Genomic DNA, 23013 nt, shown 5'->3' with positions numbered 1-23013 from the left:
ATGAAAGTAATTTTGCTGCAGGATGTGAAATCTCTCGGAAAAAAGGGAGAGATTGTGAACGTTAATGATGGATACGCAAGAAACTTCATCCTCCCGAAAAAGATGGGAGTGGAAGCAACCGGAAAGAATCTGAATGATCTGAAGCTCCAGAAAAATAATGAGAAAAAGGTGGCTCAGGAGCAGCTGGATTCAGCAAAAACTCTTGCTGAAAAAATAGGACAGGGGAAAGTTGAACTGGCCATTAAGGTAGGCGAGGGCGGAAAAGTATTCGGCTCTGTGTCAAGTAAAGAGATTGCGGCAGCTGTAAAAGAGCAGATGGGACTTGATGTAGATAAGAAGAAGATTCAGCTGAAAGAGACGATCAAGTCACTGGGAACCCATAATGTTCCGGTTAAGCTTCACCCGGAAGTGACGGCTGAACTGAAAGTGATTGTAAAGGAAGAAGCATAGGGAGATCAGTCTTTATGGATATGGAAGCTGCAATGAAAAGAATACCGCCCCACAGCGCAGAAGCAGAGCAGGCTGTGCTGGGGGCCATGCTGATGAATAAGGAGGCTGTCATGGTAGCCTCCGAAATTATTTCCGGCGAGGATTTCTATCAGACCGCATACGGAATTCTGTTTGACGCTATGGTTGAACTCTTTCATAAAGGAAAACCTATCGACCTGATTACGCTTCAGGAACATCTGAAAGAGAAAGACGTGCCGCCGGAAGTCAGCAGTATGGAGTTTGCCAGAGATCTTCTGGTGGGAACGCAGACATCAGCCAATGTAAAGTATTATGCAGAAATTGTGCGTGATAAGGCAACGCTTCGCAGACTGATTAAGATTAACGAAGAAACGGCTAATGTCTGTTATCTTGAAAACAAACCACTCGAGGAAATACTGGATGAAACAGAAAAGAAAGTATTTGAACTGGTAGAACACGGGAATTCACAGGAATATACACCTATAAAACAGGTTGTTCTGAATGCGCTGGATGTGATCGAAAAGGCGTCGAAAACTAAAGGAACTGTAACCGGCATTCCGACCGGTTTCATTGATCTGGACTATAAACTTTCCGGACTGCAGAGATCAGATCTGATTCTGATTGCGGCCCGCCCTTCTATGGGAAAGACCGCGTTTGTCCTGAATATTGCCCAGCATGTGGCTTTCCGGCAGAATCTTGCGGTGGCAATTTTCAGTCTGGAAATGTCAAAGGAACAGCTGGTAAACCGTCTGTTTTCTCTGGAATCCCATGTAGATGCACAGGTTCTGCGAACAGGTACGCTGACAGATACGGACTGGGAAAAACTGATTGAAGGGGCAGGCACCATTGGAAATTCCCGGATGATTATTGACGATACTTCGGGAATCTCGATTTCAGAGATGCGTTCCAAGTGCAGAAAATACAAGCTGGAGCTGGGCCTGGATCTGATTATCATTGACTATCTTCAGCTGATGAGCGCCGGCGGAGGAAGAAAAAATGAAAGCCGCCAGCAGGAAATTTCCGAGATTTCCCGATCCCTGAAAGGTCTGGCCAGAGAGCTGAACGTTCCTGTAATCGCACTTTCACAGCTCAGCCGTGCCGTAGAGCAGCGGACCGATAAACGGCCCATGCTTTCGGATTTGCGTGAGTCGGGAGCAATCGAGCAGGATGCCGATGTATGTATGTTTATTTACCGAGATGATTATTATAATCCGGATACAGAAGACAAAAATATTGCGGAGATCATTATAGCAAAACAGAGAAACGGCCCCATCGGAACCGTCCGTCTTGCGTGGATGCCGCAGTACACCCGGTTTGGAAACGAACTCCGGCAGTAAAGAAGAGATCGTCCGGCAGACACGGTACTTTTCAAAAGGGGACTGTCCCCTTTCGAAAGGCGCCGTGTTTTTATGTAAAGATTTTTTTCAGTTTGAGAATCGGATTGATTTTTACAGTCTCCTTCCGGGTTGCCTGCTGCTGTCGGATAAGACAGTCAAGTTTGCGGAAGTGTTCCTCCTGCTGGCGTTCTTTTGACTGTATCAGCCTGTCCATTTCCTGCATAACATCAGCGGTTACCGCACTGCTGATGTCCTTTTTAAGAACTTCATTATTCTCTGTGACGACTTCTGTAAGCACCTCTCCAAGTAAAGAACGAACCTGATCAAGCTGCCGGATCGGTATTACTACTTCAGACTCCCGGGCAGGCAGCGTTTCTTTTGCTATTTTATTTTGGACTTCTGTCGGAGCTTTAGCGGCTTCCGGCGCCTCTGCTTCTTTTGATTCCTTCATCTTAAGCCGGGTCGCTTTCAGCTCCGGAATCAAAGGCTTTAAATCCTTAAGAAGCAGGCCTTCGTCTTTCAGTTTCTTAATGCAGCAGAAAAGCTGAATGTCATCTTTGGTATAATATCGGTGACCCATTTCCGTGCGTCCGATAGTCAGACCAAGCTCTTCTTCCCAGTATCTTAAGACATGGGTTTCCACTTCAACCTGTTTGGCCGCCTCAGAAATCATAAATCTGACTTCACCCATTAATATTTATACCTCCTTGTCTCAACCTGTTCACATTATACCATACCTCACCCCCCTCCACCCCACCCAATCGTTCGTCAAATTGTTACAAATCCACACATGCACAAACGTGCAGAGATGCTCCGGAAAATGTGCTAGCATATTTTCCGGAGCATCTCTGTGCGTTTGTATATGGCGGATGCCATCAGTGAGAGGCCGAAGCAGAGCGGAGGCCTCGAACTGGCATGTGTGGAACCCCAGCGAAGCGGAAGAGAAGAAGAAAATGTGCTAGCATATTTTCCGGAGCATCTCTGTGCGTTTGTATATGGCGGACGCCATCAGTGAGAGGCCGAAGCAGAGCGGAGGCCCCGAACTGGCATGTGTGGAACCCCAGCGAAGCGGAAGAGAAGAAGAAAATGTGCTAGCATATTTTCCGGAGCATCTCTGTGCGTTTGTATATGGCGGACGCCATCAGTGAGAGGCCGAAGCAGAGCGGAGGCCTCGAACTGGCATGTGTGGAACCCCAGCGAAGCGGAAGAGAAGAAGAAAATGTGCTAGCATATTTTCCGGAGCATCTCTGTGCGTTTGTATATGGCGGACGCCATCAGTGAGAGGCCGAAGCAGAGCGGAGGCCTCGAACTGGCATGTGTGGAACCCCAGCGAAGAGGAAGGATAAATATGTATAGAAAAAGCCGCCCGATGATTCGGACGGCCTTGCTTGTGATCACTCGCGTTCTTCTATTATTACTCCGCTGAAATCGCTCCTGTAGGACATGCAGCCTCGCATGCTCCGCAGTCTACGCACGCATCAGCGTCAATCTCGTATTTGCCATCGCCTTCAGAGATAGCGCCTACCGGACATTCGCCTTCGCAGGAACCACAGCTTACGCATTCATCACTAATAACATGTGCCATTGTATGATCCTCCTTTTTTAAAAGATTCGAAAGCGGAACATCCGCTTTTCGTTATACTCATTTTAATACAACAGAAATAAATATACAAGGTATTTTCATGTTCAAAATTAAGTACCTGCTTTTAAAGGCCGCGGTTCATAATCGTAGAAGGGGCCGCGCCGCCATGCCGGGGACGCCCGGGACGACAATTTTCCGGCGCTTCCGTTTCTTCGCCAAATTCAAGGAATTTTTAAGAAAAAATCACTTTCTTTTTTTTGTGTTTGGTGTATTATATCAGAGGGAAGACGGCATCTGCTCTGAATGATGGATGCGGAGCAGGCAGCAGAACATCTCATAATGACAGATAGAAAAGAATATGATTGTACAATTTGATGTTTATTATGGAGGCAGAAGATGAAAAAGAAAGTGACAGCGGCAGTTTCTATAGCCGTATGCGCGGCTCTTGGCATATGCGCATGCAGTTCGGGCAGGGAGAGCAGCTCCTTTACCGGAGATGCGACAGAAGAACCCAGTTATCAGGCAAAACTCAACGCGATTTCGCCGGAGGCATACAGCGGTATAGAAGGGCTCGACCTTGAGCCGGGCACATATATTTCCGTTATTGGAAAAGAAGATGAGTCTGCGTACTGGAAGCAGATAAAAGCAGGTGTGGAGCAGGCGGCCGTAGATCTGAATGAAGAGCTGGGATATAGCGGCGATGATGAGATTAAGGTGATTTTTAACGCGCCGGGTGAACCGGAAGATATTGACGAACAGGTGAATATTCTGGATGAAGAGCTGGCCAGATATCCTGATGTGATTGCAATTTCAAGCATTGATGCGGAGGCTTCGTCAGTTCAGTTTGATCTTGCGACAATGAACGGAATTCCGATTGTGGCATTTGAGTCCGGCAATACGTATCAGGGGATACAGTGCACCTGTTCCACAAATAATACACGTGCTGCGCAGACTGCTGCGCAGAAGCTGTGCAGCTCTATCAATGAGGAAGGTAAAGTAATCCTGGTTGTCCCGGATTCGGTCTCCAAAAGTTCAAAAGATCAGGTCAGTGCTTTTAGAGAAGAGCTTCTGTCAAATCATCTGGATGTTAATCTTGCGGGGGTTATATATATGGACCAGCTTGATACCATGAAACGACAGGCAGCGGCGGAACAGCTGAATATTGCCTATGATGATGTGGTGAAAGCGTCAGATATCGCCTCAGGCGTTGAAACTACGGCTGGCAGTGGTGATGAAGGTGTTCAGCAGGCTTCAGAGCTTCTGGAGGAAGTGGACGCAATTGCCGGTGAAATGGAAAATGAAGATGTAGTCGCATGGTATTTTGAACAGAATCCGGATCTGAAAGGATGCCTGGGAACCAGCGCCGAAGCGACGCAGCTGATTCTTGGCGCTGCGGACAGGACAGAGGGCCTGGATGATATGGTCGTGATCGGATTTGACGCGGGCAAAGATCAGGTGGATGCCCTTGAGAATGAAGAGATTGACGGCCTGATTGTACAGAACCCGTTTGGAATGGGATATGCGGCGGTTGTCGCGGCAGCGCGTACGGTTCTTCAGAGCGGAAATGAAGCACAGGTAGATACGGGATTTATATGGGTTGACCAGGAAAATCTGGAGGATGAAAATATCCAGGCGATGCTTTATGAGTAGCCCGGGGCCGCTTCTGAATGAGTAGCCCGGGGCCGCTTCTGAATTAACTTGCATTTCAACTTCAGGTATACTACAATAATTATAGTGCCCATACGAAGCGGCTGCTGTATCGGCCTGCGTGATAAAGACCGGAGTCTGTCAGCAGGGGACAGGGCATGCAGGCAATAAAATACCGGGGAGAGATTTTATGAGTGATAATTATAAACCTCGTTCGCTGATAGAAATTGTGAATGATGTTTTGAGTACAGTACGAGATTACTACGATTCAGAGTACGTTTATTATATTGAAAAAGAACAGGATGATATTGAGACCATTTATGAGTGGTGCGCGGAAAATGTGCCATGGCAGAGAGACCGCCTGAAGATGCTTCCGTCAGAAAATCAGCCGAAATGGATGAAGCAGGAGATCACGGATACAACTTCAGACAGTTATAGTGTATTTCAGCAGCTGGATGAAGATACAACGGCAGTTCTGGCTGCGGTAGGGGTGCACAGAGGAGGATGTGAGATTGCGCTTATGCGGGCTGTTCTCCCATATATCCCTCAGGCCATTGCGCTTCAGAAGATGCAGAAACAGCAGGAGTATCTGAGCTACCATGACGACCTTACCGGACTGCTTAACCGGAACAGCTTTGTTGATTATCTGGATCATGTGAAGGAAAAAGAACTGAAATCTCTGGGCGCTCTGTCAATTGACATCAACGGACTTAAAAATTTCAATAAAGAATTCGGCCGCGACTATGGGGATGAAGTTGTGATCCGCGTGGGGGAGATACTGGAAGAGTATTTCCACAGTGGATATGTATATCGACTGACCGGAGATGAATATCTGGTGCTGATGGAGAATACTTCTTATGAAGATTTTACAAAGCAGATTTATGCCGTTCACAGCAGACTGGATAATATCAGCCTGGGGCTGACTTCCATGGGATATGCATGGGAAAAGGTGGGGATAGAGGTTGAGAAACTTGTCACCAACGCCGAGGTCATGATGCGTGAGGAGAAGAAGAAGTATTACAAAAACCTCAAAAAAGGGCACCATGAGCCAATTATCAAACAGGACCTTCTGGAAGATATCAGACAGGGCAATTTCATCGTCTGCCTGGTGCCGAAGATTGATGTTAATACAGGCAAGGTGGCGGGAGCCGAGGCGGTGGTCCGCTATCATCATAAAGATCTTGGTATTGTGGATCCAGGAAGATATATTAATCTTCTGGAAGAAACGAAGCTTTCCCATTATCTGGATTTGTATGTGTTTGAGGAAGTGTGCAAAACACTGCACCGCTGGGATATAGAAGGCGTGCCTATGATTTCTGTGTCTGTGAATTTTGCCGGGGCGACACTCAAGCAGGAGAGCATTGCCGAAAGGATGCTGCTTCTGGTTGAAAAGTATCATGTGCGCTGTGAGTATCTTGAGGTTGAGGTTTCCGAGTCAAGCAGCGATATGAATCAGGAGATGCTTGCGGAAACCAGCAGCAAGATCAGAAAGGCAAATGTTCGTGTAATTCTGGATCATTTCGGAGCAAAAGATTCCAGTTTTTCTATTCTGTCGCTTATGGAGTTTGACGGTCTGAAACTGGATAAGAGTCTGATCACAAATATTGTGGCAAACCGAAGAAGCCAGATTGTTGCACAGGCAGTAATTGATATATGCAGGCAGCTGGGCGCTTATGTGCAGGCGGCAGGCGTAGAGACGCAGGATCAGCTGAATGTGCTGGAAGAGCTGGGCTGTGATTATGCACAGGGCACTTTCTTTAATAAGCCTATTACAATAGAGACATTTGAAGTCCGTTATCTGAGGGAATAATAAATAATGATCAGAGTATGGATTGCGGATGTGACACCGCTTTATGAAAAGAAATGTTATAGCAGATATTATGAGGGGCTTCCGTCTTTTCGAAAGGAGAAGGCGGACGCCCTGAAATATTTATCCAGAAGAGTACAAAGTGTGGGGGTATGGGCTCTCTGGGAGAAGATGCGTCACACATATGACCTTGAAGAAAATGTATCCTTTAATCTTTCCCACTCCGGTTCCTGGGTAATGTGCGCGGCTCAGACTGAGGGGGAGGGGGCCCGGGTAGGCTGTGACATAGAGAAAATAGGACAATTACGGATTAATGTGGCGGAACGGCGTTTCTGCAGAGAGGAATATGAGGAGATTGTCGGTGGAAAGACAGAAGAAGAGCAGACAGAAAGATTCTTCCGGTTCTGGGTCCTCAAGGAGAGTTTTATGAAGGCTACCCGCAGAGGAATGGCGCTCCCTATGGATTCTTTCCGTATCCGGCTGGGAGATCCTCCGGAACTTGTGAGTCAGCCGGAAGAGTATCCGCAGCCGTTCTATTATATGGAATATGTTCTGGAAAATATTCCCTTCAGGATGGCTGTATGCTCGACTGACAGGGAGATTGACAGCATGCTTACTGTCTGCCGGCTGTAAGGAAGGATAATGTGTTTCAGTGTTGACGCGTTGATTCTTGTTTGATAGGATAGAATGAGTAAAGAAACAAATAAATTTATCAGAAAAGGCAGATACATTCTGTGAGTGTAAAGCCTTTTTCGTGTGCAGATGACAAAGGGGTATAAATAATACATAAGGAGGAGAAGAATGGAAGAATTAACATTCGGTGAACAGGTGAAAATCATTCTTGGAAGAAAAGGAATGACTATTAAGCAGCTTGCTGAGATGATTGAAGTAAAAACAGGTAAAAAGATGTCAAGGCAGAATCTTACCCAGAGGCTTGGGAGAGACAATTTTCAGGAACAGGATATGCGGATGATCGCGGAAATTCTGGAGTGTCCGTTCCGCCTGAGTATTCTGGGAGGCGATATACAGCCTCTGCCCAGGAATAAGCCGTCGGATGTAAGAGCGCGGGAAGCGCAGCAGGAAAGCACAGAGACTGTTGAAAAACAGACTGAATTTGTAGCGCAATCCGGTGCGCGGCAGAGTACGGAGCCGGAGCGGCACGGCGGTACTGAAGAAGTTCTTGCGGCAGACGAGCGGGATATGACTATTGGAGAGCTTTATGATATCCACGAAGAATTAAGTGAGATGGAAGAGAGCATAAAAGCAGGAGAATCTGTGGAAAAGGCGAAAGAAGAGCTGTCCAGGAAAAAGAAGAGCCGTTTTAGCCCGGTAAGTATTTTCCAGCGAAGAAAACACATAGAAGAGCCTGCGGAGACTGCGTCTGAGGAGCAGGATTCAGTACGGGGCGCAGGGCAGAGCCCGGCGGGAAATGAAGAACCTGGCAAAGAAGAGCCTGCGAAAGAAGTAAATGAGACGGAAACACCGGAGATGATATCCGAAGAAGAGAATGCGGAAGCTGCCGCAAAAGAAGAGGCAGATGATTTTGAGCCGGTTATTTCAAGAGATGATTCAGATGAAGATACGGTTTTAGGAGAGGTTAATCCATATACAGGAAGAGAATATCAGTCGAACAGCGTGCGGATGCATCCTACAAGAATCGGTTATGTTCAGGTATATGACCGGACAATTCATAAATGGACAGATATGACAGAGTGGGCCTTCCTAGGGTATCAGGAACGAAAAAAAACGCTGCTGGGAAAGGCTTATGAACCTCCGATTTACCTGGACTGATCCGGACGGATCTGATGCGCGGCGGACATTTGCCCGGCGCGGTCTGACGCAGAACAGAGGACGGCAGAAAACTGCCGCGTGTTTCTGATTGTAAATAGTTATAAATAGCAGTGTGAATGCCCCGCAGCCGGGCTGCGGGGCAAATGTCAGAAGAAAGGGGAAAATTCCGTGGAATGGCAGACATTATTGTCCGACAGGAGGGAAAGAGAGAACTCGGGACGTACAAAAACTGCGGATCTGAGAAGCGAATTTGAGAAGGATTATCATCGGATTATCGGAAGCGCCTCATTTCGCAGGCTTCAGGATAAAACCCAGGTATTTCCCCTGGATAAAAGTGATTTTATCCGTACCAGACTGACTCATTCTCTGGAAGTCTCGTCTCTGGGAAAATCCCTTGCTCAGAACATTGGTGAAAATATACTTAAATACAAGAAAAATTCCGGTTTTACGCCCCATATGAAAGAAGATATTTCACATATACTGGAATGTGCGGGGCTGATACACGATATTGGAAATCCGCCGTTCGGACACTTCGGCGAGGAGGCAATCCGGGACTGGTTTGTAAGAAATCTTCCCGAGCTGTCTTTCCGCGGCAGAAAACTGGAGGATATGTTTACTGAACAGATGAAGCAGGACTTCTATCATTTTGAGGGAAATGCCCAGGCGCTTCGCCTGGTAACAAAGCTTCATTACCTGGTGGATGAACATGGCATGAATCTGACCTATGCCCTTTTGAATACGATTATCAAATATCCGGTATCCTCTGTAGGAATTAGGGAAAACAGCGGAAATATCCGGGAGAAAAAAATGGGGTATTATTATGCGGATGAAGATGTGTTCCGCAGAATTACATCCGCTACCGGCGCGGGAAATTGCAGGCATCCGCTGACTTATATTCTGGAGGCGGCAGATGATCTGGCCTATAAAACGGCGGATATAGAAGATGCTTTTGTAAAAGGCTTTATTACATACCCTGCTCTGGAGAGGGAACTTGCCGTACTGGAGAGAGGAGAACCACAGTCGTCTTTCCGGGCGGCGGACAAGCTGCGTCAGCTTTACGAAAGAGGCGTGCAGAAAGAGGTAAGCAATCCGGAAGACTATGCGGTGAAAAACTGGATTATAAGCGCTCAGGGTTTTCTGATCAGCTGTGCCACATTCGGTTTTACATCGAATTATGACAGCATTATGGACGGCAGTTTCGAAAAAGATCTGTTTTACGGGACATTCGGAGAAAGACTGATGGATCTGCTGGGCGATATGGCATACCGCAGAGTTTTTACTTCCAGGGCAATTTACAGAATGGAAGTTCATGAATCAACGATTCTGAACTATCTGATGGATCGGCTCATTTATGCGGTTCTGCATTATGATGAGGAGGGACGGACGGAAACAATTGACAGGAGAATTGTTTCTTTTATATCAGATAATTATAAAAATGCTTATCGGCTGCATTCAAGCGGAAAGAGCGAGGCGGAAAAAATCTATCTCCGCCTGCTCCTTGTAACGGATTATGTGTGCGGTATGACGGACAGCTACGCGAAACGTCTGTATCAGGAGATGAACGGTATTTTGTAAACATCGGCCTTTATCCGATTCGGCCGGCTCCTACGCAGCGGCACCAGTAGCCGAAATCTGCATTGTCACTGCATTCTTCCGGTTCCAGTTCCAGACAATCAGCATACTCCCGCGTAAACTGCGGGAAACCAAACAGATCCGCAACTTTGGCCTCCCGGGGATCATAGATTCCGGGGACGCCCAGCCACAGACGGCCATCTTCCTCTGCCAGAAGAAGATGGTTGTAGTTGTGGTAACCGTGAAGCAGGAAACTGTTGTTGGCCAGGAACCAGAAACGCCGTGGAAGAACCGAAATGTCCGAGCGCTGGATCTTCCTGGCTTTTTTCTTTTCCTCTCTGTATTCTTTGGTCTCTGCAGCAGATTCTCTTTCCTGACCGGAAAGGCCATCAGAAAAAACGGAAGGAGATTCACTGCTTTCCCGGTTGGATTCCGGCACCGGAGCTTCGGTGTTGCCGGGGTCTTCCGCCTCCACATTGTCCGGAGCGGGAGCGGAGACCGTTTCCGGCTCTTCTTCCGGAGCGGGAGCGGGGATCGTTTCCGGCTCTTCTTCCGGGGCGGGAGCGGGGATCGTTTCCGGCTCTTCTTCCGGAGCGGCAGGGGGCCGGAGCTGGCTGATATCCACAGGAAAGAAAAATGCGGAGGCCATCCAGAAAACAGCCGGTTTATCTCCAGGCAGTTTTATGAGAAAACCGTCCATTTCAGAGAGCGGCCGTCCTTCGGGAAAAGACCGTTCAGATACGGGAAGGCGTTCAGATACAGTTTTACCGAAGCAGGTCAGCGTGGCGATCTGCGTTCCGGTCATGGCATTTCCGTCTCTGTAAAATGCGTACAGCTCAAGGGATGCTCCGTTGCCGGTGGAGATGCCGCGGATATGGATCTGAAGGATACAGGTTTGATAGCGGCGGGCTATTTTGATAAAGCCGACGTTTCTTTTGCGCTTATTATTTTCATATTCATATAAATAAAAGATACCGGGATTCATATAATACCTCTGGTCTTGTCTCTTTTCATTCCAGTCTATTCAGAGAAGTGGGAAAAAAGAACAGAGACGGAAAGGAAAAGCATGTCAGAAAAGAAGACGGACATTATTACGGAACAGAAAAAGACAGATGAAAAATATATGAAAGAGGCCATCCGGCAGGCGAAAAAAGCCTATAAACTGGATGAGACGCCTATCGGATGTGTAATTGTCCATGACGGAAAAATCATTGGCCGGGGATATAACCGGAGAAATACGGATAAAAGCCCCCTTGCCCACGCGGAGATCACGGCGATCAGAAAGGCAAGCAAAAAACTGGGAGACTGGAGACTGGAGGACTGTACGCTTTATGTAACACTGGAACCCTGTCAGATGTGCGCCGGGGCGATCGTGCAGTCCCGGGTGACCAGAGTGGTTGTAGGCTGCATGAATCCGAAGGCGGGCTGCGCAGGTTCTATTCTGAATCTGCTGGATATGCAGGAATTTAATCACCGGGCAGAGATTGAGACCGGAGTGCTGGGCGAGGAGTGCAGCGCAATGATGACAGGATTTTTCCGGGAGCTGCGGGAGAGAAAGAAGATGCAGAAGAAATCCGCCGCAGAACAGCCGAACACAGGTGATTGAGACTAAAGGGACATGCTGCACGGCATGTCCCTTTAAAAAAGCAGAAAAAAAGAGGCACCCGGCATAAAGCCGCTGCCTGCATCTCTGTTGACATTCAAATAAATGGAATTTTTCTTTTTACGTGCATTGCGCTTCGAACTTGGCCCACAGGCGTTACCCCGGCAGTTAACTCAGCCCAGGCACCCTCACGGCACCCGAGAGGTCCTGCTTAGTGCTGCTCCGTTCCCGGCCTGACACGGTTCACAGGTTCCCGTCGCGTGAGACCCGGACATCAACGTCACTTACCGGGGGCAGCCCTGCAGACTGTCGCCCTCCGCGCAATATCACCCCTGCTATAGCGGATTGCAGGTACAAGGTACCGCTAACACCCCGGCTGCACGAGTCTTAATTTTACATGGTTTTGTGGGAAATGTCAATGTGTGCAGAGAAAAGAAATTGCTGAAATACATATTTGGTGCTAGAATAAATGAAAAATCGTGAAATGGAGTATCAGATGAAGATTTTACTGGCAGCCATTAATGCAAAATATATCCATTCCAATCCCGCCGTATACAGCCTGCGGGCATATGCGTGCAAATACAAAGATGAGATCGGTATTGCGGAATATACGATAAATCAGACGATCGATGAGATTCTGATGGACATTTACGGGCGTCAGCCGGATATCCTCTGTATTTCCTGCTATCTGTGGAATATCATTTATGTCCGGCAGGTGGTTGCGGAGATCTCGAAGATCCTGCCGGATGTCAGGATCTGGCTGGGCGGTCCGGAAGTCTCTTTTAACGGAAGTGAAATACTGGAAGCGCATCCCTGTCTGACAGGTGTTATGTGCGGGGAGGGGGAAGAGACCTTTCTTGAATTGATGGAATATTACCACAGACAGCCGGAGAAGGGCGTTGATCAGAGAATGGCAGAGCAAGGTGCCGGAGGAGTCTGCCCCGGGGAAAGTCTGACTCTGGAGCAGGTCAGAGGAATTGTGTATCGGGACGAATCGGGAAATATTCAGGTCAATCCGCTCCGGCCGGTCATGGATCTGAGCAGCGTGCCTTTTGTGTACGGCCACATTGAAGATTTCAGAAACCGGATTATCTACTATGAGTCCAGCCGGGGGTGTCCGTTTTCCTGCAGTTACTGTCTGTCTTCCATAGATAAATGCCTCCGTTTCCGCGACATTGAGCTGGTAAAAAAGGAACTGCAGTTTTTTATTGATCATGAAGTGCCTCAGGTGAAGTTTGTAGACCGGACTTTTAACTGCAGGCATGATCATGCGATGGCGGTATGGAGTTATATTAAAGAACACGACAGAGGCATTACAAATTTTCATTTCGAGGTGGCGGCGGATCTTTTAAATGAGGAGGAAATTCATCTGATCCGGGAGATGCGTCCGGGGCTTATACAGCTTGAAATCGGCGTTCAGTCGGCCAATGAGGAGACCATCCGGGAGATCAGAAGAAAGATGGATCTGGACAGAGTGGGGCAGGTTACTGCCCGGATCCGGGAGACCGGAAATGTACATCAGCATCTTGATCTGATTGCAGGACTTCCGTATGAGAATTATGAGAGTTTTGTCCGGTCATTTAACCGTGTATATGCCATGAAGCCGGATCAGCTTCAGCTGGGATTCCTTAAAGTACTCAAAGGATCTCTCATGCATGAGAAAGCCCGGGAATACAGTCTGATTTACCAGGAGCGTCCGCCATATGAAGTTCTCTCCACAAAATGGCTTTCTTATGGAGATATTGTCTGCCTCAAGAAGGTAGAGGAAATGGTGGAAGTTTATTATAACAGCGCTCAGTTTAAACATACACTGGCTCATCTGGAGCAGGAGTTTCCGTCACCTTTTGCCATGTATGAGGCCTTTGCCCTGTACTATGAAGCAGAAGGGCTTTCAAAGATCAGTCATTCCAGGCTGGCCAGATATGAAATCATATATCGGTTTATCCGGGAACGGCAGGTCAAAAACACAGAAGAATACCGGGAATGGTTGACATTGGACCTGTATTTGAGGGATAATGTGAAAAACCGCCCGGATTTTCTGGGGGAGAGCCGGGTATCCAGGGAGGAAGCCGCTGCTTTTTATAAAAAAGAAGCGGAGGAATTCCGTTATCTGAAAGGATATGAGAGCTTTGACCGGAATCAGATCCGCAAGATGACCCATCTGGAGAGAATAAAAGGACGGCTGCTGCTTTTTGATTATCGGAACAGAGACAGGCTGACAAATGACGCGGCAGTTTACTGTGTTGATGATTCAGGCGGTGCCGGAAGTTGACAGGAGGCGTATAAATTATTCCGGACGGGGCGGCAGAATGGGGGAATCATGTTTCAGAAACTTTCAGACAGGAAGTGGGAAGGAAGAAAAATGAATTTTTATGATAAAAAAATCAGACGTATCATATCTATTATCATTATAGGAATTGTAGCGGCAATGATTATTACGATGGTGGTGCCGTATATAGTATAAAGTGCACAGGAAAACGATATATTTTATACAGGAACGCAAGGCGCGGACCGGGAGTCCGGCCGGGTGCAGGAATCAGAAACAGGGCGGAGCTGACAGGAATGGGAAAGAAGAGACAGAAAACAAAGAGACGCGCCGCAGCAGTGCGCAGAAGGACTGTGATTCTGGGAATTTTTGTGGCAGCGGCGGCTCTCCTGGTTATTATTGTTATAAACAGTATGCTTCGGCGCACGGTTGAGAAATATGATCCGGATATTATTATTGACGGGGTTTCCATTGGAGATACTGATGTATCCGGTATGACGGCGGAGGAGGCGAAAACCGCAGTTACGGAGGACGCCGGGCAGATATCCGGTGGACTGATTGTTTTTACCCTGGAAGATGGGAGGGAAGCAAGGGCGACGCTTAAAGAACTGGGAATGACTGTGAAAGACCTGGAAGAACTTACAGAGCAGGCGGCAGACTACGGGAAAAAGGGAAGCCTTGTGGAATGTTATAAAATTCTGAAAGCTTCGGAAAAGGGCGGGCAGAAAAATTATCCTGTACAGTACCAGATCACAGAAGAGTCTGCCGGAGAGGTTCTTGCAGCCCGTATGAACAGTATTCTGGAAGAACCGGAAAATGCGGCGATTATTCAGAAGGACGGTACTGCGGTTATACAGGAAGATGTACCCGGCGAAGCGCTGAATCTGGAAAAGACAGTGGCGGCCGTGAACGATCTGCTTGACAGCGGATGGGACAAAAAAGGCGGGCAGGTGCAGGCCGTGCTGGAGGAAGCGCAGGCGGACATTGCGGCGGAAGATCTGGAAGATATTACAGATGTACTGGGTACATACAGCACCAGTTATATCGGAAGCTCAGAGGGACGAAGCAAGAATATAGAATCCGGAGCCGCTCATATGAACGGTATACTGCTTCAGCCCGGGGAGGAAATATCAGCCGGCGGACTGACAGCTCCCTATACAGAAGAAAACGGATATGCGCCTGCGCCTTCTTATGCAGGCAATGAAGTGGTGGAGTCCATGGGCGGAGGTATCTGCCAGGTGACAACTACACTGTATAATGCGCTTCTCTACGCCGAGCTTGAGATTACGGAGCGGTGTGAGCACTCTATGATGGTGGCTTACGTGGATCCGTCCCGGGATGCCGCTGTAGCGGAAGGCGTAAAAGATCTGAAATTTAAGAATAATCTGGAAAATCCGGTTTATATCGGGGCGGAAGCCGGAAACGGGACAATTACGTTTTACATTTACGGAAAAGAATACCGCCCTTCCGGACGGACAGTGGAATATGAAAGTGAGACTCTGGAAACCATAGAGCCGGAGCATACCACCTATGTGGCAGTGGCAGAAAAGATAGGAACCATGTACACAGAGAGCGAGGGTACGGCCGGACACACTGCCCAGCTGTGGAAGATCGTAACAGAAAACGGCGAGGAGATCAGCCGGGAGGCGGTCAATTACAGTTATTATCTGGCCACGGACAGAGTCGTGGCAGTGGGAACAGTGTCAGATGACGCGGAGGAGACTGCGCAGATGGAAGAGGCAGTGAATACGCAGGATGAGGAAACGATAACAGCGGCGATAAACCGGATTACAGAGAAACGCAGCCAGAAGGAAAGCGGTGGAATACAGGATGGAGAAGATGCAGACGGCAGCGGAGAAACAGAGGAGGAGACAGATGAAACCGGGTAATATTACACAGACGGCCTGGAACCGGTCTGTGAAGAAACAACTTCATACAGAAATGCGGTATTCGGTTTTTCGTCCGTCTCCGGAAGAAAACTGTTCCGGCCTGCGCGTGGCTTCGGAAGAAGCCGTTGTCTGGAGCAGCGCTTCCGTTACAGGGGATTCTCCCCGGACAGTCTGGTACGCGGCTCTTCAGGCGGCGGGAAATCTCGCGGCCCGGGGTGTGATGCCTCAGGGGGTGTCACTACGGATTCTGTTTCCGGAGGAAACGGAAGAAGAGATGCTTGCGGCGGCAGCAGGTGAGGCGCAGGAAGTCTGCAGTCGGATGGGAACAGAACTTACCTGTCTGCAGGGAGAGGTGAATCCGGCAGTCCGGCAGATGATAGTTGTGGCAGATGCTGCCGGGGCAGCTGACAGCCGGGGATTTACGGGAATTATGAGCCCGGGGCAGGAGATCCTGCTCTGCGGCTATACAGGTCTGGAAGGAATGCTGCATATTCTGGACGAAGCAGAGGAGGAGCTGGCGGAAAGATTTGTCCCTTCGTTTCTCGGACAGGCCGGAGCACTTCAGAGTGATCTGGTGATGCCGGAGCAGATACTTGCCGGATGCCGGACGGAAGCATCCGGCGGCGGAAGGCTGATTTCCGCTGCCCGCCAGATCGGCAGCGGCGGCATACTGGCGGCGCTGTGGGAGATGGCAGAGATATCGGGAACGGGCCTGGAAGTAAGCATGGAGGCGATGGCGCTGAAGCAGGAGACAGTGGAGATCTGTGAGCATTTTCAGATCAATCCCTACCAGATGACTTCGGCGGGGAGTTATCTGATCGCTACGGAGCATGCGGAAGAACTGATGGGAGTTCTGGAAAAGGCGGGCGCGCGAGCCGGCAGGCTTGGGATTGCCAAAGCGCAGAATGCGCGGGTGATCACAAGCGGAGACGAGACAAGATATCTGGACCGGCCCGCTCCGGACAGTCTGATGTGCTGGCAGCGGGAACGGCTTTTTGGAAATAGAGCAAGAGAATATATTTCATAAACAGGAGGGAATATTATGAGTGACAGAAAAGAAGCGCTGAGACTGGAAATATTGAAAGATATTGAAAAAAACAGCCGGGTGGATCTGGGCGAGCTTGCGGTTATGCTGGGAGTAAACGAGACGGATGTGGCAAATGAGATGGCTGAGATGGAGAAAGAGAAAATCATCTGCGGCTATCATACACTGATCGACTGGGATAAGGCCGGCGTGGAGATGGTAACCGCGCTGATCGAGGTTCGCGTAACGCCGCAGAGAGACCGGGGATTTGACCGGATCGCGGAGCGGATCTACAACTATCCGGAGGTGTACTCGGTATACCTGATTTCCGGAAGCTACGATCTGCTTGTGACAATTGAAGGCAAGACGCTGAAAGAAGTTTCCCGGTTTGTGTCCGAAAAACTTTCTCCCATCGATGAGGTGCTGAGCACGGCAACGCACTTTATCCTGAAAAAATACAAAGACCACGGGACAATTATGGTTCCCCGCAAGGAGTCGGAAAGGATGCTGGTGACACCGTAATGAGAAGTCCGTTATCAAAAAAGATCATAGATATTCAGCCTTCCGGGATCCGTAAGTTTTTTGATGTGGCAAACGAGATGGAGGACGCAATTTCTCTGGGCGTGGGAGAACCGGATTTTGATACTCCGTGGAGAATCCGCGAGGAAGGTATATTTACACTGGAAAAAGGGAAAACATTTTATACATCCAACGCAGGACTGCAGGAGCTGAGAAATGAGATCTGCCTCTATCTGGAGCGGAAGATCCATGTGTCCTACGATCCGAAACATGAGACGCTGGTTACGGTGGGAGGAAGCGAGGCTATAGACATTGGCCTGCGCTGTATGCTGGATCCGGGGGATGAGGTTCTGATTCCCCAGCCCAGTTATGTATCCTATCTGCCCTGTACGGTTATGGCTGATGGTGTGCCTGTTGTTGTGCCCCTTCAGTATGAAAATGAATTTAAACTGACAGTAAAAGATCTGGAGAAGTATACAACCCCGAAGACGAAAGTTCTTGTTATGCCTTTCCCGAACAATCCTACCGGTTCAATAATGACCAGAGAGGATCTGGAACCGGTTGCAGAGTTTGTGAGAGAGCACGATCTGTATGTAATGTCTGATGAAATATATTCAGAGCTTACATACGGTACGGAACATGTTTCGATTGCAAGTCTCCCGGGAATGCGGGAGCGGACCATCGTGATTAATGGTTTTTCCAAAGGGTTCGCCATGACCGGATGGAGACTGGGATACTGCTGCGGTCCTGCGCAGATTATCGAGCAAATGACAAAGCTGCATCAGTTCGCCATAATGTGCGCGCCGACAAACAGTCAGTACGCGGCGGTGGAAGGACTGCGCAACTGCGAGGATGAAGTACAGGAAATGCGCAGATCCTACAATCAGAGAAGACGTTTCCTGATGCACGAATTTAAACGGATGGGGCTGGAGTGCTTTGAGCCTTTCGGCGCTTTTTATGTATTCCCCAGCATCAAGGAATTTGGTATGAGTTCTGAAGAATTTGCCGAGAGACTGCTGATGGAGGAAAAAGTAGCGGTTGTTCCGGGAACCGCATTCGGTGAATGCGGCGAGGGATTTCTGAGAATATCCTATGCGTATTCTATAGAAGATCTGAAAGAAGCCCTGGGCCGCGTAGAACATTTTATCCAGCGTCTGAGAGCTGAGTAAAATGTATACACAACAGAGATAACTTGAGAAAAAGGGGACGGACCCCTTTCCAAAAGGGTCCGTCCCCTTTGGGATAAGGAGTCAGAATATAATGAATATTGTACTTCTGGAGCCGGAGATTCCGGCCAATACGGGAAATATAGGAAGGACATGTGTGGCTGCCGGCGTGCGGCTTCATCTGATAGAGCCGCTGGGTTTCCATCTGTCCGAGAAGGCGCTGAAGCGGGCGGGAATGGATTACTGGAAGGAGCTGGATGTAACTACGTATATTGACTATCAGGATTTTCTTGACAGAAATCCCGGAGCCAGAATTTATATGGCTACAACGAAAGCCAGGAAGATGTACACGGAGGTGTCCTATGAACCGGACTGCTATATTATGTTCGGAAAAGAAAGCGCGGGTATTCCGGAAGAGATACTTGTAGAAAACGAAGAGCGCTGTGTGAGAATCCCTATGGGAAATGGGATACGCTCCCTGAATCTGGGTAATTCCGCTGCTATAATCCTGTACGAAGCGCTGCGGCAGAATGAATTTCCGGGACTGCAGGAAGCGGGCAGCCTGCATCGTCTGAAATGGGCGGATACAGAAAAATAAGATTATTTATTTACGGGTACTGGCAAAATGAATGACAGATGCCCGTTTTTTTATAAAGGTTTTGAATATTCTGCTGGTTCAGTATATAATATTCATAAATTGATGTGTTAAAATCTGGTAAAAAGATTGTCCGTATGAATGTGGATAGAAACGGAAATGATAAAAAAAGACATATTTTGCAGGACAGCATGGAAGGTGGTGTATGGAATATGGTGGAAGAGATGATCCGGGAGATCCGTACAGCCGAGAAACAGGCGGATGAGATTGTGAAAGAAGCACGTGAGAAGAGTGCGGAAATAGCACAGCAGACAGAAGAGGAAGCGCGGCGGATTGAGAAGGAGATCACAGAAAAGGCCGGGCAGACGGCGAAGGCTCTGGCCCTTCAGGCAGAAGAAAGGGTCCGGCAGAAAGAGGAAGAGGCCGGCGCTGTCCTGGCAAAGGAGATCCGGGAACTGAAAGCTTCTTCGGAGAAGAAAAAAGAAGAGGCGTCGGATCTTGTAATTTCCCTGCTTGTATCGTTCTGAAAAAGAAAGCAGGCAAAGGAGGATGATACAATGGCGGTACTTAAGATGCAGAGACTCACGGTCTGCGCGTTAAAAAAGGACCGGAAAGCAATCCTGGAAAAGCTTCAGAGCATGGGAGTCCTCCAGGTGGATCCTGTGTCTGGCGATGACAGGGACTTCAGGAAAATGGATACAGCCGGGCAGAGGATGGGATTTGAAAAGGCGGCAGCTTCTGCAGATCAGGCGCTGGATATTCTGGATAAATATGTACCGGAAAAGAAATCTGTCTTTTCTGCTCTTGAGGGCAGAAAAGTAATTACGACAGAGATGGAAGCAGCTGTCAGAAAAAAGAGAAAAGAGCTGCTCCGAACGGCCAGACAGATCTGTGATCTGGACCGGGACAGAGCAGAACAGCTGGGACTGATAACAAAACTTGAGAACAGCATCGAAAGTCTTGAACCATGGATGAATCTGGATGTACCGGTGAAGACCCAGCGCACCAGACGGACGGTTCTGATGCCGGGGACCATGCCGGGAGGCACGACGACAGAAGAGATATATCAGGTTCTGGCCGGGAAAGCGCCTCAGGCAGAAGGCACAGACATCCATATCATATCGGAAGAGCAGAATATGGTTTATCTGACTGTTCTCTGTATGAAAGAGGAAGCCAGGCAGGTAGAAGATGCTCTTCGAAGCGCGGGTTTTGCAAGACCTTCCCAGACGTGGGATGATGTTCCCGCATATGAGAAACAGGAGCTTCTGGGACAGATCCGGGACTGCCGGCAGAAGATCCGGCAGACGGAAGAACAGATCGCAGATCTTGCGCAGCAGCGGGAACAGCTGAAAATTGTAGCGGATTATTACCGGGTACGGGCAGACAAATATGCAGTGCTGGGAGAGCTGCCTCAGTCGCGGAGAACTTTTATCATAAGCGGATATATTCCCCGGTGTGAATCAGATTATGTGGCCGGCTATCTGCTGGAAAGATATGACTGCGCGGTAGATGTGGAGGAACTCCGGGAAGACGAGGAGGCGCCAGTGATTCTGAAGAACAATCCATTCTCCGCAAATATGGAGGGGATTGTGGAATCCTACGGACTGCCCCATAAAGGAGAGATTGATCCGACGACGGTTATGTCATTTTTCTACATTTTCTTTTTCGGCATGATGCTTTCGGATGCTGCTTACGGCGCTCTTGTGGCACTTGTATGCGGTATCCTGGTGCGGAAGTTTCCGGGAATGTCACCGGGAATGAAGAAGTCTCTGAAACTGTTTTTCTACTGCGGGCTGTCCACGCTTGTCTGGGGAATTCTGTTTGGAGGATACTTCGGAAATATTGTGGATATTGTATCGGAGAAGTTTTTCGGACACACGGTTACTGTGCCGGCGCTCTGGTTCGTTCCTCTGAATGATCCCATGAAGCTGCTGGTATATTCCCTTCTGTTCGGAGTGATCCACCTGTTTGTGGGACTTGGAATTAAAGGATATTTGTGCCTGAAAGATAAAAAGTACATGGATTTCTTCTGCGATGTAGTGCTATGGTTTATGCTGCTTGTGGGGCTGATCCTGATGCTTCTCCCAAGTGATATTTTCGCGTCCATAGCCCAGACGGAAATTGTATTTCCCCATGTACTCAACCGGGCGGCTCAGCTTCTGGCTGCGGCAGGAGCGGTCGGCATTGTGCTGATGTCAGGCAGAGACAACAGAAATCCGGCCCTGAGGCTGGCGCTGGGGGCATATGATCTCTACAATATAACCGGATGGCTCAGTGATGTACTGTCCTACTCCCGGCTGCTGGCGCTGGGTCTGGCCACAGGCGTTATCGCATCTGTTATCAACCAGATGGGAAGCATGCTTCCAGACAATGTGATTGGAGTTGTGTTTTTTATCCTTATCTTCCTGGTGGGCCATGCGATGAACCTGGCCATCAATCTGCTGGGAGCGTATGTGCACACGAACCGCCTGCAGTTCGTGGAGTTTTTTGGAAAGTTTTATGAGGGCGGCGGCAGGCCCTTCAATCCTTTTAGGGAGAATACAAAATATACAGAGGTAAAGGAGGAAACTTTATTATGAATATCTTGAGTGAATTGGGGATTGTGTATGCATTGCTTGGCGCGGCTGTTGCCGTTCTGTTCGCAGGCTGCGGATCAGCGATCGGTGTGGGGATTGCCGGTCAGGCGGCCTCCGGTGTTGTGACGGAAGATCCAAGCAAATTTGCTAAGGTGCTGATTATCCAGCTCCTTCCGGGTACACAGGGACTTTACGGACTTCTGGTAGGCTTCATTACTCTGTCCAAAATCGGTATTCTGGGCGGAGGAATTGCCGATCTCTCTGTAACAACCGGTCTGCTGATACTGGCGGCCTGCCTGCCGGTGGGAATTGTGGGTCTGCTTTCCGGCATATCACAGGGAAAAACAGCAGCTGCCGCGATCGGAATTGTGGCGAAAAAGCCGGAGCAGTTCGGAAAAGCCATGCTGTTTCCGGCTATGGTTGAAACCTACGCCATTCTGGCTCTTCTGATCTCATTTCTTGCAGTAAACGGAATACAGGTATAAAAAACCAGGTGTAAAAACACAGGAAAGAGGCGCAGGGACAGAAAGTAAAAAGAAATGCAGAGCGCATAAAAGGAGAGCGGGAAATATGAGTGGACTGGATAAAATGAAGACCCGGATTCTGGAAGAAGCACAGCAGTCTGCCGCGGAAATTCTGGAAAAGGCACAAAAAGATTCTGAAGCTGCTCTGATATCGGCGCGGGAAGCGGCGGATGCCAGAGCGGCAGAGATTGAAAAACGTGCGGAACGGGAAGCGGCAGAATATGAAAAACGGGCGGAAGCTTCTATGAATATGCGCAGAAAGCAGGCATATCTTGAAGCAAAGCAGGAGGCAATTTACAGCGTAATACAGACGGCTTATGAAAAAATACTCAATCTGGACAAGGAAGTGTATTTCGCTTTGCTGGAAAAAATACTGGATAAATATGTTCTGCCAAGAGAAGGGATTATCTGTTTCGCGAAAAGAGATCTTGACCGGATGCCGGAAGGATTTTCCGGAAAGGTGAGAACCGCAGCGACGGCCAAGGGCGGAAGTCTCATGCTGTCTCCTGAACCGGCAGAGATCGATGGAGGATTCCTTCTCATATATGGAGGAGTTGAAGAAAACTGTGGAATAAAGGCAATATTTGATTCTGTGAAAGATGAACTGTCAGATCAGGTAAAACGGATGCTGTTTGGATAGAGTATAG

General features: G+C 48.6%; 24 protein-coding genes and 1 other RNA gene. 21 read left to right on the top strand and 4 right to left on the bottom strand.

Annotated elements, in window-relative coordinates; translation table 11 throughout:
- On the top strand, positions 1-450 hold the full coding sequence (gene rplI / locus AC0QUU_RS00465; protein WP_474543858.1) for a 50S ribosomal protein L9: 450 nt from the start codon (positions 1-3) through the stop codon (positions 448-450).
- A 20-nt stretch (positions 451-470) separates the two neighbouring features.
- Positions 471-1805, top strand: coding sequence for a replicative DNA helicase (gene dnaB, locus AC0QUU_RS00460; protein ID WP_474545492.1), 1335 nt, complete (start codon positions 471-473; stop codon positions 1803-1805).
- 70 nt (positions 1806-1875) lie between these two features.
- Here dnaB and AC0QUU_RS00455 read toward each other — a convergent pair whose 3' ends face one another.
- The gene (locus tag AC0QUU_RS00455) at positions 1876-2496 is read right to left on the bottom strand and encodes a helix-turn-helix domain-containing protein (protein ID WP_474543856.1); all 621 of its coding nucleotides are present in this window, start codon (positions 2494-2496) and stop codon (positions 1876-1878) included.
- Between the two features lie 159 nt (positions 2497-2655).
- On the opposite strand from AC0QUU_RS00455, the gene AC0QUU_RS00450 reads away from it, so the two are divergent.
- Positions 2656-2820, top strand: coding sequence for a hypothetical protein (locus AC0QUU_RS00450; RefSeq protein WP_474543854.1), 165 nt, complete (start codon positions 2656-2658; stop codon positions 2818-2820).
- A 101-nt stretch (positions 2821-2921) separates the two neighbouring features.
- Entirely contained in the window at positions 2922-3086 is a 165-nt protein-coding gene (locus AC0QUU_RS00445) for a hypothetical protein (protein WP_474543854.1), read from the top strand.
- Positions 3087-3219: 133 nt separating this feature from the next.
- On the opposite strand, the gene AC0QUU_RS00440 is transcribed toward AC0QUU_RS00445, so the two are convergent.
- Entirely contained in the window at positions 3220-3390 is a 171-nt protein-coding gene (locus tag AC0QUU_RS00440; protein ID WP_009244075.1) for a DUF362 domain-containing protein, read from the bottom strand.
- A gap of 393 nt (positions 3391-3783) precedes the next feature.
- Here AC0QUU_RS00440 and AC0QUU_RS00435 point away from each other — a divergent pair, with 393 nt between their 5' ends.
- The 5 genes from AC0QUU_RS00435 (at position 3784) to AC0QUU_RS00415 (ending at position 10207) form a co-directional block, all read left to right on the top strand.
- Complete coding sequence (locus AC0QUU_RS00435) at positions 3784-5037, top strand: substrate-binding domain-containing protein (protein WP_474543851.1); 1254 nt, start codon at positions 3784-3786, stop codon at positions 5035-5037.
- A gap of 187 nt (positions 5038-5224) precedes the next feature.
- On the top strand, positions 5225-6844 hold the full coding sequence (locus AC0QUU_RS00430; protein WP_474543850.1) for an EAL domain-containing protein: 1620 nt from the start codon (positions 5225-5227) through the stop codon (positions 6842-6844).
- Between the two features lie 6 nt (positions 6845-6850).
- Positions 6851-7474, top strand: coding sequence for a 4'-phosphopantetheinyl transferase family protein (locus AC0QUU_RS00425; RefSeq protein ID WP_474543848.1), 624 nt, complete (start codon positions 6851-6853; stop codon positions 7472-7474).
- 168 nt (positions 7475-7642) lie between these two features.
- Positions 7643-8632: a hypothetical protein gene (locus tag AC0QUU_RS00420; protein WP_474543846.1), complete on the top strand. Its 990-nt coding sequence runs from the start codon at positions 7643-7645 to the stop codon at positions 8630-8632.
- Positions 8633-8800: 168 nt separating this feature from the next.
- Positions 8801-10207, top strand: coding sequence for a deoxyguanosinetriphosphate triphosphohydrolase (locus AC0QUU_RS00415; RefSeq protein ID WP_474543844.1), 1407 nt, complete (start codon positions 8801-8803; stop codon positions 10205-10207).
- Positions 10208-10217: 10 nt separating this feature from the next.
- On the opposite strand, the gene AC0QUU_RS00410 is transcribed toward AC0QUU_RS00415, so the two are convergent.
- Entirely contained in the window at positions 10218-11189 is a 972-nt protein-coding gene (locus tag AC0QUU_RS00410; protein ID WP_474543842.1) for a DUF6128 domain-containing protein, read from the bottom strand.
- A gap of 81 nt (positions 11190-11270) precedes the next feature.
- Between AC0QUU_RS00410 and tadA the strand changes: the two genes are divergently transcribed.
- Positions 11271-11810, top strand: a complete 540-nt coding sequence (tadA, locus tag AC0QUU_RS00405; RefSeq protein ID WP_474543840.1) for a tRNA adenosine(34) deaminase TadA — start codon at positions 11271-11273, stop codon at positions 11808-11810.
- Between the two features lie 119 nt (positions 11811-11929).
- Here the strand turns inward: tadA and ffs are convergent.
- An RNA gene (gene ffs / locus AC0QUU_RS00400) (signal recognition particle sRNA large type) lies at positions 11930-12191 on the bottom strand.
- Between the two features lie 112 nt (positions 12192-12303).
- Between ffs and AC0QUU_RS00395 the strand changes: the two genes are divergently transcribed.
- From AC0QUU_RS00395 to AC0QUU_RS00345, 11 genes are all read left to right on the top strand, one after another.
- On the top strand, positions 12304-14079 hold the full coding sequence (locus AC0QUU_RS00395) for a B12-binding domain-containing radical SAM protein (protein WP_474545491.1): 1776 nt from the start codon (positions 12304-12306) through the stop codon (positions 14077-14079).
- A 48-nt stretch (positions 14080-14127) separates the two neighbouring features.
- Positions 14128-14271: a hypothetical protein gene (locus AC0QUU_RS00390; protein ID WP_474543838.1), complete on the top strand. Its 144-nt coding sequence runs from the start codon at positions 14128-14130 to the stop codon at positions 14269-14271.
- A 98-nt stretch (positions 14272-14369) separates the two neighbouring features.
- Positions 14370-15962 carry a VanW family protein gene (locus AC0QUU_RS00385; RefSeq protein ID WP_474543836.1) on the top strand — a complete coding sequence of 531 codons (1593 nt, stop codon included), beginning with the start codon at positions 14370-14372 and terminating at the stop codon, positions 15960-15962.
- Positions 15949-16989 (top strand): AIR synthase-related protein, encoded by a 1041-nt coding sequence (locus AC0QUU_RS00380; protein WP_474543834.1) that lies wholly within the window; start codon positions 15949-15951, stop codon positions 16987-16989. Before AC0QUU_RS00385 ends, AC0QUU_RS00380 begins: the two co-directional genes overlap by 14 nt.
- Before the next feature lie 15 nt (positions 16990-17004).
- Positions 17005-17508 carry an Lrp/AsnC family transcriptional regulator gene (locus tag AC0QUU_RS00375; RefSeq protein ID WP_474543832.1) on the top strand — a complete coding sequence of 168 codons (504 nt, stop codon included), beginning with the start codon at positions 17005-17007 and terminating at the stop codon, positions 17506-17508.
- Positions 17508-18674, top strand: coding sequence for an aminotransferase class I/II-fold pyridoxal phosphate-dependent enzyme (locus AC0QUU_RS00370; RefSeq protein WP_474543831.1), 1167 nt, complete (start codon positions 17508-17510; stop codon positions 18672-18674). Before AC0QUU_RS00375 ends, AC0QUU_RS00370 begins: the two co-directional genes overlap by 1 nt.
- An 88-nt stretch (positions 18675-18762) precedes the next feature.
- Positions 18763-19269, top strand: a complete 507-nt coding sequence (locus tag AC0QUU_RS00365) for a tRNA (cytidine(34)-2'-O)-methyltransferase (protein WP_474545490.1) — start codon at positions 18763-18765, stop codon at positions 19267-19269.
- Positions 19270-19403: 134 nt separating this feature from the next.
- Entirely contained in the window at positions 19404-19793 is a 390-nt protein-coding gene (locus AC0QUU_RS00360; protein WP_474543829.1) for a hypothetical protein, read from the top strand.
- Positions 19794-19823: 30 nt separating this feature from the next.
- The gene (locus AC0QUU_RS00355) at positions 19824-21845 is read left to right on the top strand and encodes a V-type ATP synthase subunit I (protein WP_474543827.1); all 2022 of its coding nucleotides are present in this window, start codon (positions 19824-19826) and stop codon (positions 21843-21845) included.
- Positions 21842-22327, top strand: a complete 486-nt coding sequence (locus AC0QUU_RS00350; RefSeq protein WP_474543825.1) for a V-type ATP synthase subunit K — start codon at positions 21842-21844, stop codon at positions 22325-22327. Before AC0QUU_RS00355 ends, AC0QUU_RS00350 begins: the two co-directional genes overlap by 4 nt.
- Before the next feature lie 85 nt (positions 22328-22412).
- Entirely contained in the window at positions 22413-23006 is a 594-nt protein-coding gene (locus AC0QUU_RS00345) for a V-type ATP synthase subunit E (protein ID WP_474543823.1), read from the top strand.
- The last annotated feature ends 7 nt before the right edge of the window (positions 23007-23013 follow it).

It is taken from the genome of Mediterraneibacter sp. HA8405, assembly GCF_056148955.1.
Note: the sequence above shows the minus strand (reverse complement) of the source record. Positions and strands in the feature narration are given on the sequence as shown.

Bases quoted from the DNA above. Each gene is read 5' to 3' on its own strand.
- AC0QUU_RS00355 (WP_474543827.1), top strand. From the start codon at position 19,824: ATGGCGGTACTTAAGATGCAGAGACTCACGGTCTGCGCGTTAAAAAAG.
- AC0QUU_RS00425 (WP_474543848.1), top strand. From the start codon at position 6,851: ATGATCAGAGTATGGATTGCGGATGTGACACCGCTTTATGAAAAGAAA.
- rplI (WP_474543858.1), top strand. From the start codon at position 1: ATGAAAGTAATTTTGCTGCAGGATGTGAAATCTCTCGGAAAAAAGGGA.
- AC0QUU_RS00375 (WP_474543832.1), top strand. From the start codon at position 17,005: ATGAGTGACAGAAAAGAAGCGCTGAGACTGGAAATATTGAAAGATATT.
- AC0QUU_RS00385 (WP_474543836.1), top strand. From the start codon at position 14,370: ATGGGAAAGAAGAGACAGAAAACAAAGAGACGCGCCGCAGCAGTGCGC.
- AC0QUU_RS00380 (WP_474543834.1), top strand. From the start codon at position 15,949: ATGAAACCGGGTAATATTACACAGACGGCCTGGAACCGGTCTGTGAAG.
- AC0QUU_RS00345 (WP_474543823.1), top strand. From the start codon at position 22,413: ATGAGTGGACTGGATAAAATGAAGACCCGGATTCTGGAAGAAGCACAG.
- AC0QUU_RS00430 (WP_474543850.1), top strand. From the start codon at position 5,225: ATGAGTGATAATTATAAACCTCGTTCGCTGATAGAAATTGTGAATGAT.
- AC0QUU_RS00440 (WP_009244075.1), bottom strand. From the start codon at position 3,390: ATGGCACATGTTATTAGTGATGAATGCGTAAGCTGTGGTTCCTGCGAA.
- AC0QUU_RS00435 (WP_474543851.1), top strand. From the start codon at position 3,784: ATGAAAAAGAAAGTGACAGCGGCAGTTTCTATAGCCGTATGCGCGGCT.
- AC0QUU_RS00395 (WP_474545491.1), top strand. From the start codon at position 12,304: ATGAAGATTTTACTGGCAGCCATTAATGCAAAATATATCCATTCCAAT.
- AC0QUU_RS00390 (WP_474543838.1), top strand. From the start codon at position 14,128: ATGTTTCAGAAACTTTCAGACAGGAAGTGGGAAGGAAGAAAAATGAAT.
- AC0QUU_RS00420 (WP_474543846.1), top strand. From the start codon at position 7,643: ATGGAAGAATTAACATTCGGTGAACAGGTGAAAATCATTCTTGGAAGA.
- AC0QUU_RS00410 (WP_474543842.1), bottom strand. From the start codon at position 11,189: ATGAATCCCGGTATCTTTTATTTATATGAATATGAAAATAATAAGCGC.
- tadA (WP_474543840.1), top strand. From the start codon at position 11,271: ATGTCAGAAAAGAAGACGGACATTATTACGGAACAGAAAAAGACAGAT.
- AC0QUU_RS00360 (WP_474543829.1), top strand. From the start codon at position 19,404: ATGAATGTGGATAGAAACGGAAATGATAAAAAAAGACATATTTTGCAG.
- AC0QUU_RS00455 (WP_474543856.1), bottom strand. From the start codon at position 2,496: ATGGGTGAAGTCAGATTTATGATTTCTGAGGCGGCCAAACAGGTTGAA.
- dnaB (WP_474545492.1), top strand. From the start codon at position 471: ATGGAAGCTGCAATGAAAAGAATACCGCCCCACAGCGCAGAAGCAGAG.
- AC0QUU_RS00370 (WP_474543831.1), top strand. From the start codon at position 17,508: ATGAGAAGTCCGTTATCAAAAAAGATCATAGATATTCAGCCTTCCGGG.
- AC0QUU_RS00350 (WP_474543825.1), top strand. From the start codon at position 21,842: ATGAATATCTTGAGTGAATTGGGGATTGTGTATGCATTGCTTGGCGCG.